This is a genomic window from Streptomyces sp. NPDC111507, assembly GCF_055638955.1.
Genome location: NZ_JBVKBU010000041.1, coordinates 1 through 15,002, shown reverse-complemented (window position 1 = coordinate 15,002; position 15,002 = coordinate 1). Strand labels below are relative to the sequence as shown.

The following is a 15,002-nucleotide window of genomic DNA, read 5'->3' as shown; positions in this document are numbered from 1 at the left end:
GGGAACGAGATCGGCCCCACCGCGGTCGTACCCCCGCGCTCCTGACTGCGGGACACGGTCTCGTCCGCACTCGCCACCGCGAAATACGGCGTCCATGCGACGGCCGTGTTCACTCCGAAGTTCACTTTCGAGATCCCTGCGACCGGGACCCGCTGCACGCTCGCGACGCGGTACTGGTCGCCGATCGTGCTGCTCGTGCGCCACTCCCAGCCCAGCACGGCTCGATAGAAGTCCTCCGCCGTCTGCAGATCGCGCGTGGTCAGACTCGCCCAGCAGGGTGCTCCGAACACCGAGTGACTGGCGGTGACCTCACCATGCAGTGCTGCGTCGCTCTTCATCGTCGTACCGCCTGACCTGCCTGACACCACTGTCATCATGGAGCGTGGATCGACCCCGGACTCGGTGATCGTCCAAGAGCCGGGTGCCCCTTCGAACGCGCGGCAACCGCTGTTCCGCACGCACCGAGCAGCGACCGACACCAGACGAGTCGAACTGCCTGCCATGGCGCGCGACAGACCGAGGCGGTCGGGCCTGTCCCGACCGCCTCGAATCGGCTCACGCAGCCAAACCGCAGGTGGTGCCGACCTACGAGGTCTTCGGACTCGGCGTTCGCTCGGCTCGGTGTGGCCCGTCGAATGCGTCGCCGGAGCGAGCAGTCCTACCGGCCGGTCCTCTTCGCACGGTCTGCCGCCTTTTCCGCGGTCTCCTGCGTCTTACCGACGATCTGCTCACCACGGCCCTCGGCCTGCATGCCCTGGTCGTCCATGGCCTTGCCAGTGGTCTCTTTCATCTTTCCTTTGACCTGCTTGGCCTTTGCCTTCGCCTTGCTCATGACTCGTTGCCCTCCAATGAGGATCGAATTGGTGCTTAAACCATGCGCTGGGCACGACGGCTCCGCAACCGAGCCACAATGCGGTCGCGCAGCCGTGCCCGCGCAATGTGGCAGCACCAAGAAATGCCAGGACGAAACAGATCAAGGGCGATATGAGGGAGACCCCTCGGCAAAGTCCTGGGCTACCAAAATCCGTGCAGCGGTCAGGCCGGCGAACAGCTTCGCGGAAAGGACCAGGAGACGGGGTGGAAGTGTTCTCGCCCGGCGGAGATGGGTCACTTCTGCTGGAGTGGTGTGTCCACGGCCACTCGGTGATCTCGTTTTGAGGCTGTGCAGTGGGTTCGGTGGGTAGGGCGGTCTCGTCTGTTTCTGACCCGATCGGGCGGAGGCGGGCCTTGGTCAGCAGGTCGAGTTCCGTGGAGCGGCGCGCCTCGGTCTACGCGGTGCGCAGCCCGTCCTTCTCCCACTCCCATGTCGCCGTGTCTCGAGCGCCCGGTGGGCGGTGCCGGTGTGCGGATTGAGCTGCCTTGTGTGTGCCGACATGGTGCCCAGGCCACGCGCCAGGGAATCGGCTCCGGTGGACTGTCGGTAGACGGGCCCATCGCTCACCCAGGTGCGTACACCCATGACATGTCCTCTCGGGCCGCCGGACTCCTGTCACCCGTCGCAGGCATCTCTCCCAGCGCCACCTGCCGGGGCTCCCGCGGCACGCGGAGCGTCAGGCGGGCGGTTCGTCGGGCACGGGATGCTCCGGACGTCGGCTGCCGGAACGCGGAGCGCCCTTCCGGCCGGTGCCGGCCTCGTCCGTATCGGGGATCTCCAGGTCTGGCTCCTCCTCGATGACAGCCTGTTTCGGGACGCCGACGGCATCCCAGGGGTCCTCGTCGGCGGTGGCCTGCTGATCGGGCGGATCCCTGGGCACCGGCTTCGGCATCGGCTTCCCGCTGGTCCCAGGGGCTTCCGGGCGGCGCTCACTCACGGTGTTCTCGCTTCCTCGGGCAGGGGGTGGTGTGAGTCGCAGGTACCCCGGGGGCCGACGATGATGCCGATGTTCGAGGCTCCGCCCCGAGGCTGGTCGTCGGCCGCGCAGAGCGTTGACGAGTTCCCCCTCGGTCGTGCGCGTCCCCCCTCTCGATCCCGACGTTCTTCCACCTTTACGGGGAGGTGCCCCTTGGTGCGCTCCCCGAGCGAGCCGGCCGGGGAAGGGGGCACAGCAGTCGCCGGGGTCCCGAGCGATGATGCCGCGATGGGGCGTCGATCGCCATCGTCGAGGTGCGGCTGTGACAGCAGGACTCTCCACAGCCAGGATACGAAGTGTCGCTGCTCGAAGGGCAGTTCGGGTGAGCCCCGACTCGTGCTTGCGCATCGCGTCGTTGACAGAGGTCTTCACCTGCACTGCGCTCGTGAAGACCATGCGCGACAACTCCATCCCTCTGGGCGCGCCCGTCATCGAGTTGCTTCCTGACCTCGCACCTGACTGGCGAGCCGACGTGCGCCTCACCGTCGAGCAGATCCTCGGGCAGGTCTCGGGGCTACACGAGTCTGTGGACTCGACCGCCCTGGCCCCTCTGGGCGACGGACCGCATGCGCTCCAAGAGGCGGCCCAGCTCGTCGTCGGCACAGGGAGCGAACACGAGCCCGGAACCCGCTGGTCCTACTACGACGGCAACTACATCCTGGCCGGTGCGGTCCTCGCCGCCCTCAATGACACTTCGTACGAGAGGGCGTTGGAGAAGACGGTGCTCGGCCCATGGAATCTCTCTCGAACGAGCTTCGACGCACCGCGCGATGCGACCACCGGTTGGGACGGACCGACCAAGCTTCCGCTACTCGGCTATCCGCGTTCGCGCCGCCCCGGCGGAGGCTTGTGGTCGTCCGTCACCGACCTCCTGGCCGTGGGCCCAGGGCTGCTCGCCGATCGGGCCCTTCTGGACGACGTCCGCCGGCCCCGCACCACGCCGGACGATCCCGTGGTCTACGATGCGAAATGATCTTTGCGTGGCCCCTTTCGAAGCAGCAGCCGACGTTCAACGACGTCGGGCTCTCCCCCGCCCTGCGCTCCGGCATCTACTGGGCGGCGAGTCACGTAGGCGCAGACCGACGCTGGAGACTCCAGTGAGCCGTCACCACACCTCAGGGCCGCCGCCGTACCACTCGATGACCGGTGAGTCCGCCACATCGATCTCATCCAAGCCCACCCAGCCCGCCCGCCGCATGATCTCGGCCAAGCCACACAGGCTGGATGCCGCCCCCACAGGCTCCCCGTCCACGCGTACTTGGCGTCCCTCCCCCTTGACGGGCGGGCAAACGGTCACGGAACGCTCGGTCATTCGGCAAGCATCGCCCGCAACCACACGCCGCGCATCCGGACGTAGCACGCGGTGCTGTGCCGGACGCCGTGCCGCTGCAGGAGGGGTACAGGTTCGTCTGGACACACCTCCATGCTGTCCCGGGCGAGAGACGTCTTTCGGCGACGGTCTCGGCACGCGCGTCCGGCAGACGCGACGCTCTTGCTCCTGTTTCCTCCAGGGCCCGGCTCAGCTTGGACGGACTACTCGCACGGTCGATGCCCTTCTTGCGCAGCGCCTTGTCCACGAGGCCGAGCAGCAAGGGATCGGCGTTCTCGGCGAGTTCGACTTCCATCTCCATCCATGAGGCCCGTTTGGTCGTGGCCAGAAGGGACTCCGCGCGGACCTTGTCGAGGCTCAGTTCGGCGAGGACCGCGCCGTCGAAATCGACGAGGTGCCGCGTGCTGCGTGTGGACCGGATACGGACGACTGGCCTCAGCTCTGCCCCCCGGGTGCGAGAGAGGGCGAGGTCACGCAGGGCGTCCGGAACCGTGTCGGACAACGGGACCTGCACCTCCTCCCGGGTGTCTCCGGACATGGGCAGTTTGAGGTGCCGGCCCGCATCAGCCCCACCGGTCCTTCGCCGGAGCGTTGCCGACGTTCCGACCAGGCGCAGGCCATATGTGTCGTAGTGCACGGCGTCCAGTTCGTCGAGACCCTTTCCCACGACCGATGCGATGCCGTTCACGCTGGTGAGGTCCGGCAGCCACGAGGTGTCCTTGGCCGACGGGGCTTGGTACTTTCGCTCTGTTTCTCGCTTCGAATGGGTCATACCGGGCGCGTGCACGCCTCAGCGCCGCTCAAACACTCGTGAGGCAACATATGCGGCCTCCGACAGGAGGCCCGGCCGAGGACCGCACCGAAGGGCATGGTCGTGAAGGGCGTTCGCCGGTGCTCGCGGCGCTCATGTCGTGGCGAGTCGGGCGGCGATACGCGTCACCGTGACCGCGACGGTGACCGGTCCCGCGACGCCGTGCGTGGCGAGGTAAGAGCTGGCGGCGGTCCGAACCCGGTCGTGGACGTTCCTTGCGGTGTCCAGGGTTCGGTGGCCCTCGGCCAGGACGCAGCGCACCTCGATGCGCCATCCCGAACCGTCCGGCGCCCGGTCGGCGCGGATGCCCGTCTCGGGCGGCATGCGGTGTGGTGCGGTGTCCGTCCGGACAGGCGCGGCGACTGCCGCAAGGCAGTGGGCCAGGCGGGGCTGCAGGCCGGCCACGCCGGGAACCGCGAGGGCTGCCTCTGCTGCGACGCCCAGGAGCATGGTCGTGCCGGTGGTGGTCATCACGTGTCACCGCCTGTGGGGTGACCGGGACTCAGGGGTGGCCACGGCTCCAGAACATCGACCACGACAATGTCGACGGTCGTCACTGCCAGCCCCAGGTCCCGTTCTGCCGAGTGGAGGATCGATTGGCGTACCTGATCAACCCGGTCGGGCAGCGGGCGGTCGAGGGCAGCGGCCAGTTCCATGGTCACCCGCACGTCGGTACCCTCGCCCGCGGGTACGAGCCGGCAGGTCGCGGCCCTCACACCGGGGACCGTGTCCGCGGCCTGCCGCAGTACCTTCGCGGCAGCGCTCTCGGCGATTCGCAGATCCCGGTCCGGGTCGGCCAGGGGCAGCAGCCGACCGAGCCGGATCTCTGCCCTGACGACGTTCATGACACGGTCGGTGAGCGCCTGCAGGCCGGGAGGGTCTTGCTCACGCAGCGCCTGGGCGGCCGCGTTCACCGTGGCCAGTCCCTCGACCGCCTCGCGGCAGTGAGGACAGGACACCGTGTGCGGGTCCGCGACCGGCGCAGCGTCCTGCGCCTGTTCCCAGACCCGGCTGAGCAGGCGGCCGCACGGCAGTACCTCATCACCCTCGAACGGGGGCAGGCCGGCGGCGGTTGAGCTGGGGCGGGGCCCGTCGGCGCGGGGCGGCTCGGGAGGCCAGGCGTGCGGGTCGTCTAGCGCCATGGACCCATCGCCTCCTGCAGGGATCGGCGTGCTCTGAACAGTCTGCCGCGCACCGTCTGCTCACTGGTCCGTGTCACCTGGGCGATCTCGTTGTAGTGCAGGCCCTGCAGTTCACGCAGGATCCAGCAGATACGCTGGCCGGCGTCCAGCTCGGCGAGCGCGCGAGACAGCGCCTCGGTGGCCGCGTCCTGCTCGGCGGACCGGGCGGGCTGGCTCCTCGCGTCGCCCGTCGCGGGTTCGGCGACGGTGTCCAGGGGGAGGGGCGGCGGTCGGCGCCGCCGTCGCATGGTCAAGCAGCGGTTGATGGTGATCCGGTACATCCAGGTGCTGAACTCCGCACTGTGACGGTACTCCGGTAGCCGCCGCCAGGCGCTGACGAAGGCGTCCTGCACGGCCTCTTCGGCGTCCTGGGGGTTGCCCAGCATGCTACGGGCCAGGGTCAGGAGGGACCGGTTGTGCCGCTGGACGAGAACGGCGAAGGAGTCTTCGTCTCCCTCGGCCGCCCGCACGGCAAGCACTCCGTCCGGCAGGTCACATCCCAGCCGTGGGGAAGCAATACGTTGAATCATGACGCTCTCGCAGGGGGCTCGGAAAGAGCGTGTACCCCCGCCACACCCGTGTGATGCACATCACATGTCATGTCTGTGAGAGGTACGCCGCCCCGGGTGTCCAACCTCTTGAGAGACACCACGCAGGTGTCACACCGAGCCACTCGAGGCGACCGCCATGACGGACAACATCACCAGCGTCGGCGGGGGCAGCCGGCCCGGCACGGGCGTGAGCGCGCTGAAGGGCCGTACCGGGGCCGGAGCACCGGCCGAGACACGGGGGAAGACCACCATCGCGGACGGCGTGGTGGCCAAGATCGCGGGCATGGCCACACGCGAGGTACCGGGCATCCACAGCATGGGAGCGGGGATGGCCCGCGCCCTCGGTGCCATGCGGGAACGCGTCCCCGGCGGAGGCGGAGGCGTCACGCGCGGAGTGAAGGTCGAGGTCGGCGAGCGCCAGGCCGCGGTGGACTTGGACGTCGTCGTCGAGTACGGCGTCTCCATCGTCGACGTCGCCGGCGCCGTACGCACCAACGTGATCAGCGCCCTGGAACGCATGACGGGACTGGAGGTCGTCGAGGTGAACATCGCCGTCGACGACGTCCACCTCCCCGACGAGGAGGAAGAGGCCGAACGGGACGAGGGCCGCGTGCGGTGACCGACCGCCGTGACCACCGCCATGCCCTGAGCATGAGCGGGCGCTCACAGGGGCGATCACGTTCGCGAGACGGGTGAGTGGATGATGAACACAGCGACGACGGGCCTCGCGGCCGGCATGGCCCTGGGCTTCGCCGGATACTTCGGAGGCTTCTGGGCATTCCTGCTCGTTCTGGTTCTGGGTGCGGCTGGACTGATCGTCGGCCTCGTCGTGCAGGGCGATCTCGACCTCCATAGGCGGAGGCAGCGGTGAGTACCCGGCCCGGTTCCCAACCCCCTGGCGAAGGGGCCGGCCCACCGGGGCGATCCGCCGAGCTGCCGCCTCCGGCCGAACGGGGCGCCACCGTCATCCCAGAAAGGGTGGTCGCCCGTATCGCCGCAAGGGCCGCACGCACAGCCCAGTCCCGGCGCGCGGCCATACCGCCCGACCGGAGCAGCCCGGCGGCGCCCAGCGCCTCCGCAGCCGTCCGTACCGGAACGGCGCGCCTGCACCTGGCCATGGACCTGCCCTACCCCACCGACATCCCCCACGTCTGCGAGCGGATCCAGCACGACGTCGCCGAACGGGTGACTCAGCTGACCGGCTTGGAGGTGGGAGAGGTCACCCTCACCGTCCGGCGGCTGGTGACCGCCGCCGACGCGAGCCGGGGACGGGTCCGATGAGGCGCCACGCGGCCCGGGCCGCCGGGCACGCCGCGCAGAAAGGAGGACCGGAATGACACCCGACCCGGACCCTCCCGCACGCAGCTCCACGCCATCCGCACGCCGTGTCACCGTGCCGATGACGAAGGAGCCGGAGGAGCTGAGAGAGCCGACAGAGCCCGGTCCACCCGAACACGAGGCGCCGCTTCCGCCGGACTTGGTGACGGGCGAGCACGACAGAGGGCACCGGACCCACCGCCCGTGGTCCGCGCGCCGCATTCCGGCCGCGCTGGTCGCCTCGGTGATTCTCGTGGCGGCGGCCGCGGCGCTGTTCGACGTCGTCGCCGTACGGGCCGGACGCCCTGCGGCAGCCTGGCGACGGCACCTGGCCGACGAATTGGCCACCCGCCCCTTGGGCGACGTGTGGGTGCTCACGGGGGCCGCCGTGGCCGCCGCGCTCGGCATCTGGTTGATCGTCCTGGCCCTCACCCCCGGCCTACGCCACTGGCTGTCCCTGCGCTCCCCCGCGCCCGGGCTGAGGGCCTCCCTGGACCGCGACGGCGCCGCCGACCTGCTGCGCGACGCCGCCATGCGGGTCCCGGGAGTCAGCACGGCTCGCGTCCGGGTGCGCCGCCACCGTGTCAAGGCCCACGCGGACGTCCGCTTCCGCGACCCCCAGCAGGTGAAGGACGACCTCACCGCCGTCCTCGACGAGGAGCGCGACCAGCTCGTCCTCGCCCGCCCTCCCCGCATCGTCGTACGAGTGCGGCAACGCACCGACTGAGCGAAACCCCCCACACCGGAGCCCACACCATGACGCCGCGAACCGTACTCAACCGCAGTCTGCTGGCCCTCGCCGGACTGATACTGCTCGGCGGCGGTCTGCTGATTCTCTTCGCCGGGCTCGACGTCTACCGGCGACACGATCTCGTCCCGCCCGTCGGCTGGCCCCTGACCACCCCGCACGACGTCCTGCTCGGGTCCGCCGACCGGGCCCGCTGGAGCAGTCAGGGCTGGTGGTGGCCCGCGGTCATCGCCGCCCTCACGATCGTCGCCCTGCTCGCCCTGTGGTGGCTGCTCGCCCAACTGCACCGACGCCGCCCCGGAGCGCTGCCCGTCGGCGGCACACCTCCGCAGGAAGGCGTCGAACTGCGCGACCACGCGCTCAGCGACGCGATCGCCGCCGAAGCCGGGGCCCTGCCGGGGGTTGAGCACGCGACCGTGCACATCACTGGCCGGCCTGCCCACCCCCGCACCCACATCACGCTTGCTCTCGTCCCCCAGGGTGCACCCCGCGCCGCCCTCGACGCCCTGTGCGAAGGCCCGCTCAGTACCGCTCGTCGGTCCACCGGCTCCGACAGCACCGCCCACATGCACACCGACGTCCGCCTACAGGTCGTCCACGACAAACCGCACCGCGCACAGTAGAGCAGGAGACCGACGGCCTGCCTCGGCAGTGGATCCCGCTTGCAAGCACGAGGTGCTCCCAGTTGCCGAGCCCCGCGGGCAGGCGCACGGTGAACAAAGATGTGTCGGCCCTGAACGGGCCGCGTTACCCAAGCGTCTTCGAGAGGACGGCGATTGCGATGGCCAAGGCCAAGGGCAATGCGAAGGTGCATCAGATCAAGGGCAAGATGAAGGAGACTCTCGGCAAGGCCCTGGGGGACTCATCAATGCAGCAAGCCGGGCGTGGGGAACAACTGCGCGCCAAGGCACATGAGATGACGGAAAAGGCGGCAGGCCACCTCCATAAGCGGAGCGGGCACTGATCGAGGACGTACGTACGGCTGGTCCGCTCTTCGGGGGCTGGTGTCGTCGACGTCGATACCGTGCCGGACGCGGGTGATCGCGCACTGGTTCCAGCGCCGAGCCCGCGCCCGTCCGATGGCTTCTCCAACCGGTCGCGGCCACTCCGGCCAGACGACGAGACTCTGAGAGTCCAGGAACGCCGGCCGACTCACTCTCGGAGCGGGTCACGCCGAGCCTAGGGGAATCGCACGGCTCGGGCCGCGTCAGCCCTCGTCCTGCTCGTCCTCCTCCTCGTACTCGTCCTCTGGCCCCTCTTCGTCGTACTCCTCTTCTTCCTCCTCTTCGTCGGGCGCCTCTTCGTCGTACTCCTCCTGCTCCTCGTCCTCCCCTGCCGCTTCCTCCTCTTCCAGTGCCTCCTCGTGGCTGCGGATCACCTCGCCGTCGCGGATCTCTCCGCGCCAGCCCTCGACTTCCTCGTCGGCGAACGTGACGTAGCGTTGGAAGTTCTTGAAGTCCAGCCGCAAACGGCGTCCTTGGGCCCGCCACAGGTTGCCCGTCTTCTCGAAGAGACCCGAGGGGTAGTACTCGACGACAAGCACGATCCGCGTCAGGTCGGGCGTGAGTTCGTGGAAACTGACACAGCCGTGAGTAGTGCCCTTCGCGCCTTCGGAACTCCACACGATTCGCTCGTCCGGCACCTGTTCCTGAACCGTAGCCTTCCAGCCGCGAGTCGAGGGGCCGACCTTCACCTTCCAGTCACTGGCTTTCTCGTCGTTGCGGGACACGCTCCGTACGCCTTTGGTGAAGTCGCTGAACTCCTCGTACTGGGTCCAGTAGTTGTACGCAACGCGGATCGGCACACCGACGTCCAGTACTTCAATGATGTTCATCACCTTGGTACTGCCGGACTTGCCTCCGCGTCCCCCGCCGAAGACGTTCTTGACCTTGTCCATCACATTGTCTTTGAGGCCCTTGGCCTTCTCGCCGACGAACGCCTTCAAGGGGGAATCACCCTGGACGATGCGTCCGCCGATGCCGAGAAGAGATCCGCCGTTCTCGGCCGTGTCGAGGAGTTGGTCGGTGACATCCTCCAACTTTTCCCCGGCCTTGTCGACGAGATGTTCGACCTGAGCACCGAGGAAGTCGGTCAGTTCGTCGCGCAGCATTTCGAGGCCGGAGCCCTCTCCCCGGCCGGAGTCACGCTCTTTGTCGGCCATGACCTACCTCCGCCGCGCGGGAGTCTTCTTGGCAGTCGTCTTCTTCGCGGGGGCCGCCTTCTTGGCCGGGGCCTTCTTCGCGGACGCGCTCCTCGTCGGTGCCCTCTTCGCCGCCGCCTTCTTGGCCGGGGGCGGAGACTTCTTCGCGGTCCTCTTCGCCGGCGCCGACTTCTTGGCGGCAGTCTTCTTGGCCGCGGGCCTCTGCGCCGTCGGCTTCTTGGCCGGGGGCCTCCGCGCCGCGGTCTTCTTAGCGGGGGCCTTCTTCTCGGGAGTCCTCCTCGCAGGAGTCCTCTTCCTCGCAGGAGCGGCTTCCTTGGCGGCTGCCCTACGGGGAGAGGGTTTGGCCGCGTGCTTCTTTCCCGCTATGGGGCGGCGACGACGCCGTGGCGGCTGCTCTTCAGCCTCTTGCTCTGGTTCTTCTTCCTCCTCCGGTTCCTCTTCCTCTTCTTCCTCCGCCTCTGCCTCCGGTTCTTCTTCCTCTGGTTCTTCCTCCTCCTCTTCTTCTTCGAATTCCCCCTCAGGCTCTTCCTCTTCTTCCTCCTCCGGTTCCTCCTCGTCTTCGTAGCGCTCCTCGCCCTCCTCCGGCTCTTCCTCCCCCTCTTCCTCCTCGCCCTTCTCCTCACCGATGCGCAGCGTGCGCTCGTGGAGAGAGTCGGCGAGGTCGGCGAGGCGCCGGTCGGCGGTGGCGGCCAGGGCTTTGCGTCCGGCGTCCAGCAGCTCGCCGCGCACCTGCTCGTTCAGCTCGGCGACTCCAGGAACGTCTCCGAGTTTCTGCAGGCCTGTCGTCAACAGTTGCTGCGGGTCGAGCCCAAATCGGCGACCTGCTAGGTAGGTTGCCAGCCCGAAGGCGAAACGGGCTTTCTTCGTACGTCCGAGCACATAGCCAGCTGCGACCGCGGCGGCGAGGCCGATCTTGGTCGTGTCGTTCATAAGCCGGTTCCCTTCGGAAAGGGGAGGTGAACACACTCGAATACGGGCCAACATCCCCTGCTCAACCAGTGATTGAGACAGAAGCGGATCGCACGCGACGCGTCCCTCGGCCCACTGAGAGCACCCCGGACACGCCTTGCGGCCCCACCGGGACAGGCCGTGACCCCACCGGGCAGGTTCGCTCCAAGCCATCCATGCCCGACCATATGTACCCCTATATGATGGAATTATAGTGTTCGTGCGTGGAGTATGGCGCGCGCTCCGACCATCGGAGAGACCATGGCCGCAGCAGAACCCCGGCGGCGATCCAGCAGCAGTGGCCGCAGCACGGACCGGGGGCCCACAGATGGCCCCCGGCGACGCTCCGGCAAGGGCAACGCAGCCTGGGCCATTCGTTCCGCAGTCGAACAACTTCAGGAGTTGCTCGGGCGGGCCCCCGAGTCCGTCTCGGCACTGAAATCCACCGAGGCCGGTTGGGAGGCCGACGTGGAGGTACTCGAACTGGAACGTGTCCCCGAAACCACCAGCGTGATGGCCACCTACCGAGTGACGCTGGACGAGGAAGGCGACCTGGTGGAGTACCGAAGGACGCGTCGCTACAGCCGCGGCCAGATCGACCGGCTGGGCTGAGGCCGCAACGGCCATGAAGGGAGGCGCCATGACGGTGGTGCCGCAGAGTGGAGGCGCTGTCGCACGCGGTGGTGGCGGTGGCACCAGCCTCTACGACGTCTTGGAACTCATTCTGGATCGCGGGCTTGTCATCGACGTCTTCGTCCGCGTGTCGCTGGTGGGGATCGAAATCCTCAAGATCGACGCTCGTATCGTCGTGGCCAGCGTCGACACCTACTTGCGTTTCGCCGAGGCATGCAACCGTCTCGACCTCGAGACCGGGAGGAAGGCACCCGCCCAGTTGACCGACATCGTCGGAGAAACGGTGGAGAGCGGGGCCAAGGGCAAATCCAAGGGGGCCCTGTCCGGCGCGGCGGAAGCGGTCACCGATTCCCTCAAGGGGATCACCGGCCGTGACGACGAAGAGGAGGAGGCCGAGGAAGAAGACGAGGACAAGGAAAAGGAACCCGTGGAGAGGCGACGGCGGCCGGCGCGGCGCACCTCCCGACGTGAGCGCGCATAAGGCTCGCCCGGCGAGAATTGGAATGAGCCATGGCCGTATACATCTACTCCATCACCGGCAAGCAGCACCCGCTCCGCCTCGACGGTCTCAGCGGAGTCGGTGAGTCACCGGTGGCCTTGCGGACAGTGACGGCGGGACCGCTGTGCGCTGTGGTCAGCGACGCGCCACAGGACCTACGCCCCAAGCGCCGCGACATCATCGCCCACCAGGAAGTGCAGAAGCGCCTCATGGCTGACGGCACGGTGCTCCCCATGCGGTTCGGCCTCATCGCCGAGAACGACGAGGCCATCCTGCTGGCTCTGGAGCAGAATGCCGCGGACTATACGGACAGGCTTCAGGTGCTGGAGGGGTGCACCGAGTACCACCTCAAAGCATCGCAGGACGAAGACGCGCTGCTGCGGCAGATCCTGCACGAGTCGGACGTGGCGCGAGAACTCAATGAAGGAATCCGCGGCGGCACCGCCGACCCCGATGCATCGCTGCAACTCGGTGAGCTGGTCGCCCAAGAGGTGCAGGCGCGGCAAGAGGCGCTGGCGGCGGGTGTGGTCGAAGCACTGCGCCCCTTCGCCCGGACGCTCGAAACATCCCAGCCGACGGGTTCGGACTTTCTCAATGTGTCATTCCTGGTGACCGAGGCCCAGGAAGAGGTATTCGTCACCTCGGAGTTGAGCGTCGCCCACCAGATGGGCGACGACTTCGACTTCCGGCTCAACGGCCCCCTGCCCCCCTACAGCTTCGTCTGAGGAGTTCTCATGGGCCTGCTCACACAGCTCGTCACCCTTCCCCTGGCGCCCGTGCGTGGCGTCGTATGGGTAGTTGAGCGCGTCCGGGAGGAAGCCGAGAACCAGTACTACGACCCCGCGCCGGTGCACCGCGAACTCGCTGAGCTCGAACGTCTCCTCGTCGCAGGGGACATCGACGAGGAGACGTTCGACCAGCGCGAGGACGAACTGCTCGACCGGCTGGAGGAGATCCGTGCCTATCGGCAGGGCTGACACTCCTGACCCGGCCCAAGGGAATACGAGGCCGCAACCGTGACTGAACCCCTGGCCAACAGGCTTGGTTCCTATCCGTCCCGAGCAGCGCCCCCCTACGGGCAGGGATCCTCCGCGAATCTCGCCGACATCCTTGAACGGGTTCTCGACAAGGGCATCGTCATCGCAGGCGACATACAGATCAACCTTCTCGACATCGAGCTGTTGACCATAAAGCTGCGCCTCCTGGTCGCCTCCGTCGACAAAGCGAAAGAAATGGGCATCGACTGGTGGGAGCACGACCCCTCGCTGTCCTCTCGGAGCAGAGGTGAACAGTCACTGGCCGAGGAGAACCGCCGGTTGCGGGCCGAGATCGATGCCATCCGCCAGGGCAACGCCCTCCCCGCTAAGGAGGAAGCGCCCCGGGACACGGGCAGCCGTCGCCGGGGAAGTGCTCGCGATGAGTGACCTGCTGACATACGCGTATGCGGTGGTACGCAACGCCCAGGGACTGCGGGAGGCAACCGCGCCGCTCCGAGGCGTCGCCGACTCTCCGGTCAGCCTCGTCACCGACTCCGGTGACGATCAACTGGGGCTCGTCGTGAGCCATGTGTCCGGACAGGACTTCCAGGAGGACGCTCTCAAACAGCATCTCGAGGACCTGGAGTGGCTGGAGGCGGTGGCCCGTGCTCACCACGGCGTCATCGAGGCCTTGGGCGGGCGCACCACCGTCCTTCCGCTGCGCCTGGCAACCGTCTACCTCGACGACAACCGGGCGCGGGAGGTACTGGAAGCCGGGCGGACCATGTTCGCGGAGCGCCTGGCCCAGCTCTCCGAACATGTCGAATGGGGGGTCAAAATCTATGTCGAATCGTCTGCGGTCCCCGCGGCGCCGACTGTTGCCGAGGCAGACCTGACTCCCGGGCGCGCCTATCTGCGTAACCGCCGACAACAGCAGAGTGTTCGCGACACGGTGTACCAGGCGGCGCAGAAGGCCGCCGAGCGGATGGAGACCGCGGGCCGCAAGCACGCCTCCGACCGTGTCCGGCATCGCGTACAGCAGGGTCTTCTCGCCGACGCGGCCGGTGCCGTCGGCGAGAACGTCGTCAATGACGCGTACCTTGTGCCCCTGACGCGTTGCGACGATTTCCTTGCCGAGGTGACGCATGCCGCTGACGGGCTGGACGGGGTGCGGGTCGAGGCCACCGGCCCCTGGGCTCCGTACTCCTTCGCGATGCCACTCGGTGAATCCGGCGGTGCTGCAGCTGCAGAGGGAGAACCCCCGTGATCACGCCTGGCCGTGCGCCCGAGGCGGAGCGTCTGCCTCAACGGCAGGTCGCTCTCATCGATCTGTTGGACCGACTTCTGAACGGTGGGGTCGTCCTCACCGGTGACGTTGTGCTGTCCATCGCGGACATCGATCTGGTACGTATCTCACTGCGTGCCCTGATCGTTTCCATCAGCGAGCAGAGCCCCTCGCCATGGACGAGGACGAATCCGCCACGAGGCGGCGACCATGACAGCTGAGGGAGAGGGTCGGCCGCCACGCCGCGCCGACGAGGTCGCCGAGGCCGCCGCACGCGCCTTCCGGCTGCTGCCCGCCGCCGCACACGACCTGGACCTGCCGGCCGGCAAGGGCCCGCGTTCCCCGGCCCGGCGGATCAGCTCCGACCGCGACACCGTCGAGCGGGACCTCATGAAGCTCGTCCTCACTCTCGTGGAACTGCTGCGCCAGCTCATGGAACGACAGGCCCTGCACCGCGTCGACCAAGGAGACCTCACCGACGAACAGGAAGAACGCCTGGGAGCGACCCTCATGCTCCTCCACGACCGCATGAGCGACCTGTGCGCCCAGTACGGGCTGACCATGGAGGACCTCAACCTCGACCTCGGGCCGCTGGGCACCCTGCTGCCACCCTCCGACTTAGAGATCATCTCAATTGGTGGGTTGGGTAGTCTGTCGGTGTGCTGATGGTGGAGCGTCTGGTGCCGGACGGGTTGTGGGAGTTGTTCCAGC

The 15,002-nt window shown here is 67.9% G+C and carries 24 protein-coding genes; 15 read left to right on the top strand and 9 right to left on the bottom strand.

Annotated features, from left to right (window positions below; translation table 11 throughout):
- The 3 genes from ACZ7M2_RS52190 to ACZ7M2_RS52180 all read right to left on the bottom strand — a co-directional run.
- A partial coding sequence (locus ACZ7M2_RS52190) for a VOC family protein (protein ID WP_471601333.1) occupies positions 1-338 on the bottom strand: 338 nt, incomplete at its 3' end.
- A 320-nt stretch (positions 339-658) separates the two neighbouring features.
- Positions 659-832, bottom strand: a complete 174-nt coding sequence (locus tag ACZ7M2_RS52185) for a CsbD family protein (protein ID WP_471601332.1) — start codon at positions 830-832, stop codon at positions 659-661.
- Positions 833-1,550: 718 nt separating this feature from the next.
- Positions 1,551-1,811 (bottom strand): hypothetical protein, encoded by a 261-nt coding sequence (locus ACZ7M2_RS52180; protein WP_471601331.1) that lies wholly within the window; start codon positions 1,809-1,811, stop codon positions 1,551-1,553.
- A 256-nt stretch (positions 1,812-2,067) separates the two neighbouring features.
- On the opposite strand from ACZ7M2_RS52180, the gene ACZ7M2_RS52175 reads away from it, so the two are divergent.
- On the top strand, positions 2,068-2,823 hold the full coding sequence (locus tag ACZ7M2_RS52175) for a serine hydrolase domain-containing protein (protein WP_471601330.1): 756 nt from the start codon (positions 2,068-2,070) through the stop codon (positions 2,821-2,823).
- Positions 2,824-3,016: 193 nt separating this feature from the next.
- Here the strand turns inward: ACZ7M2_RS52175 and ACZ7M2_RS52170 are convergent, their stop codons facing one another.
- From ACZ7M2_RS52170 to ACZ7M2_RS52155, 4 genes are all read right to left on the bottom strand, one after another.
- A complete protein-coding gene (locus ACZ7M2_RS52170) occupies positions 3,017-3,952 on the bottom strand; it encodes a CYTH domain-containing protein (protein ID WP_471601329.1) in 936 nt (311 codons plus the stop codon).
- A 132-nt stretch (positions 3,953-4,084) separates the two neighbouring features.
- Positions 4,085-4,462, bottom strand: a complete 378-nt coding sequence (locus tag ACZ7M2_RS52165; protein WP_471601328.1) for a hypothetical protein — start codon at positions 4,460-4,462, stop codon at positions 4,085-4,087.
- Positions 4,462-5,133, bottom strand: a complete 672-nt coding sequence (locus ACZ7M2_RS52160) for a hypothetical protein (RefSeq protein ID WP_471601327.1) — start codon at positions 5,131-5,133, stop codon at positions 4,462-4,464. The genes ACZ7M2_RS52165 and ACZ7M2_RS52160 overlap by 1 nt, the downstream gene beginning before the upstream one ends.
- Positions 5,124-5,702 carry an RNA polymerase sigma factor gene (locus tag ACZ7M2_RS52155; protein ID WP_471601326.1) on the bottom strand — a complete coding sequence of 193 codons (579 nt, stop codon included), beginning with the start codon at positions 5,700-5,702 and terminating at the stop codon, positions 5,124-5,126. The genes ACZ7M2_RS52160 and ACZ7M2_RS52155 overlap by 10 nt, the downstream gene beginning before the upstream one ends.
- A gap of 157 nt (positions 5,703-5,859) precedes the next feature.
- Here ACZ7M2_RS52155 and ACZ7M2_RS52150 point away from each other — a divergent pair, with 157 nt between their 5' ends.
- The 6 genes from ACZ7M2_RS52150 to ACZ7M2_RS52125 all read left to right on the top strand — a co-directional run bounded on the left by ACZ7M2_RS52150 (position 5,860) and on the right by ACZ7M2_RS52125 (position 8,752).
- Positions 5,860-6,342: an Asp23/Gls24 family envelope stress response protein gene (locus tag ACZ7M2_RS52150; RefSeq protein WP_471601325.1), complete on the top strand. Its 483-nt coding sequence runs from the start codon at positions 5,860-5,862 to the stop codon at positions 6,340-6,342.
- Positions 6,343-6,423: 81 nt separating this feature from the next.
- On the top strand, positions 6,424-6,594 hold the full coding sequence (locus ACZ7M2_RS52145; RefSeq protein WP_471601335.1) for a hypothetical protein: 171 nt from the start codon (positions 6,424-6,426) through the stop codon (positions 6,592-6,594).
- A 107-nt stretch (positions 6,595-6,701) separates the two neighbouring features.
- Complete coding sequence (locus ACZ7M2_RS52140; RefSeq protein ID WP_471601324.1) at positions 6,702-7,004, top strand: Asp23/Gls24 family envelope stress response protein; 303 nt, start codon at positions 6,702-6,704, stop codon at positions 7,002-7,004.
- 52 nt (positions 7,005-7,056) lie between these two features.
- Complete coding sequence (locus ACZ7M2_RS52135; protein ID WP_471601323.1) at positions 7,057-7,767, top strand: DUF6286 domain-containing protein; 711 nt, start codon at positions 7,057-7,059, stop codon at positions 7,765-7,767.
- Between the two features lie 29 nt (positions 7,768-7,796).
- A complete protein-coding gene (locus ACZ7M2_RS52130) occupies positions 7,797-8,411 on the top strand; it encodes an alkaline shock response membrane anchor protein AmaP (protein WP_471601322.1) in 615 nt (204 codons plus the stop codon).
- Between the two features lie 158 nt (positions 8,412-8,569).
- A complete protein-coding gene (locus ACZ7M2_RS52125) occupies positions 8,570-8,752 on the top strand; it encodes a CsbD family protein (protein WP_471601321.1) in 183 nt (60 codons plus the stop codon).
- 243 nt (positions 8,753-8,995) lie between these two features.
- On the opposite strand, the gene ACZ7M2_RS52120 is transcribed toward ACZ7M2_RS52125, so the two are convergent.
- Positions 8,996-9,949: an SRPBCC family protein gene (locus ACZ7M2_RS52120; protein WP_471601320.1), complete on the bottom strand. Its 954-nt coding sequence runs from the start codon at positions 9,947-9,949 to the stop codon at positions 8,996-8,998.
- Between the two features lie 3 nt (positions 9,950-9,952).
- Positions 9,953-10,879: a histone protein gene (locus ACZ7M2_RS52115; protein WP_471601319.1), complete on the bottom strand. Its 927-nt coding sequence runs from the start codon at positions 10,877-10,879 to the stop codon at positions 9,953-9,955.
- A 279-nt stretch (positions 10,880-11,158) separates the two neighbouring features.
- Here ACZ7M2_RS52115 and ACZ7M2_RS52110 point away from each other — a divergent pair, with 279 nt between their 5' ends.
- Genes ACZ7M2_RS52110 through ACZ7M2_RS52075 form a run of 8 tightly spaced genes read left to right on the top strand, consistent with a single transcriptional unit; the run spans position 11,159 to position 14,957 of the window.
- Entirely contained in the window at positions 11,159-11,509 is a 351-nt protein-coding gene (locus ACZ7M2_RS52110; RefSeq protein WP_471601318.1) for a gas vesicle protein GvpO, read from the top strand.
- Positions 11,510-11,537: 28 nt separating this feature from the next.
- Complete coding sequence (locus ACZ7M2_RS52105; protein WP_471601317.1) at positions 11,538-12,011, top strand: gas vesicle structural protein GvpA; 474 nt, start codon at positions 11,538-11,540, stop codon at positions 12,009-12,011.
- A 29-nt stretch (positions 12,012-12,040) separates the two neighbouring features.
- Entirely contained in the window at positions 12,041-12,754 is a 714-nt protein-coding gene (locus ACZ7M2_RS52100) for a GvpL/GvpF family gas vesicle protein (RefSeq protein ID WP_471601316.1), read from the top strand.
- A gap of 9 nt (positions 12,755-12,763) precedes the next feature.
- Positions 12,764-13,006, top strand: coding sequence for a gas vesicle protein GvpG (locus tag ACZ7M2_RS52095; protein WP_168498659.1), 243 nt, complete (start codon positions 12,764-12,766; stop codon positions 13,004-13,006).
- Positions 13,007-13,045: 39 nt separating this feature from the next.
- Positions 13,046-13,453, top strand: coding sequence for a gas vesicle protein (locus ACZ7M2_RS52090; RefSeq protein ID WP_471601315.1), 408 nt, complete (start codon positions 13,046-13,048; stop codon positions 13,451-13,453).
- Positions 13,446-14,273 carry a GvpL/GvpF family gas vesicle protein gene (locus ACZ7M2_RS52085; protein WP_471601314.1) on the top strand — a complete coding sequence of 276 codons (828 nt, stop codon included), beginning with the start codon at positions 13,446-13,448 and terminating at the stop codon, positions 14,271-14,273. Before ACZ7M2_RS52090 ends, ACZ7M2_RS52085 begins: the two co-directional genes overlap by 8 nt.
- On the top strand, positions 14,273-14,512 hold the full coding sequence (locus ACZ7M2_RS52080; protein ID WP_471601334.1) for a gas vesicle protein: 240 nt from the start codon (positions 14,273-14,275) through the stop codon (positions 14,510-14,512). Before ACZ7M2_RS52085 ends, ACZ7M2_RS52080 begins: the two co-directional genes overlap by 1 nt.
- Positions 14,502-14,957 carry a gas vesicle protein K gene (locus ACZ7M2_RS52075; RefSeq protein ID WP_471601313.1) on the top strand — a complete coding sequence of 152 codons (456 nt, stop codon included), beginning with the start codon at positions 14,502-14,504 and terminating at the stop codon, positions 14,955-14,957. Before ACZ7M2_RS52080 ends, ACZ7M2_RS52075 begins: the two co-directional genes overlap by 11 nt.
- Positions 14,958-15,002 lie beyond the last annotated feature (45 nt).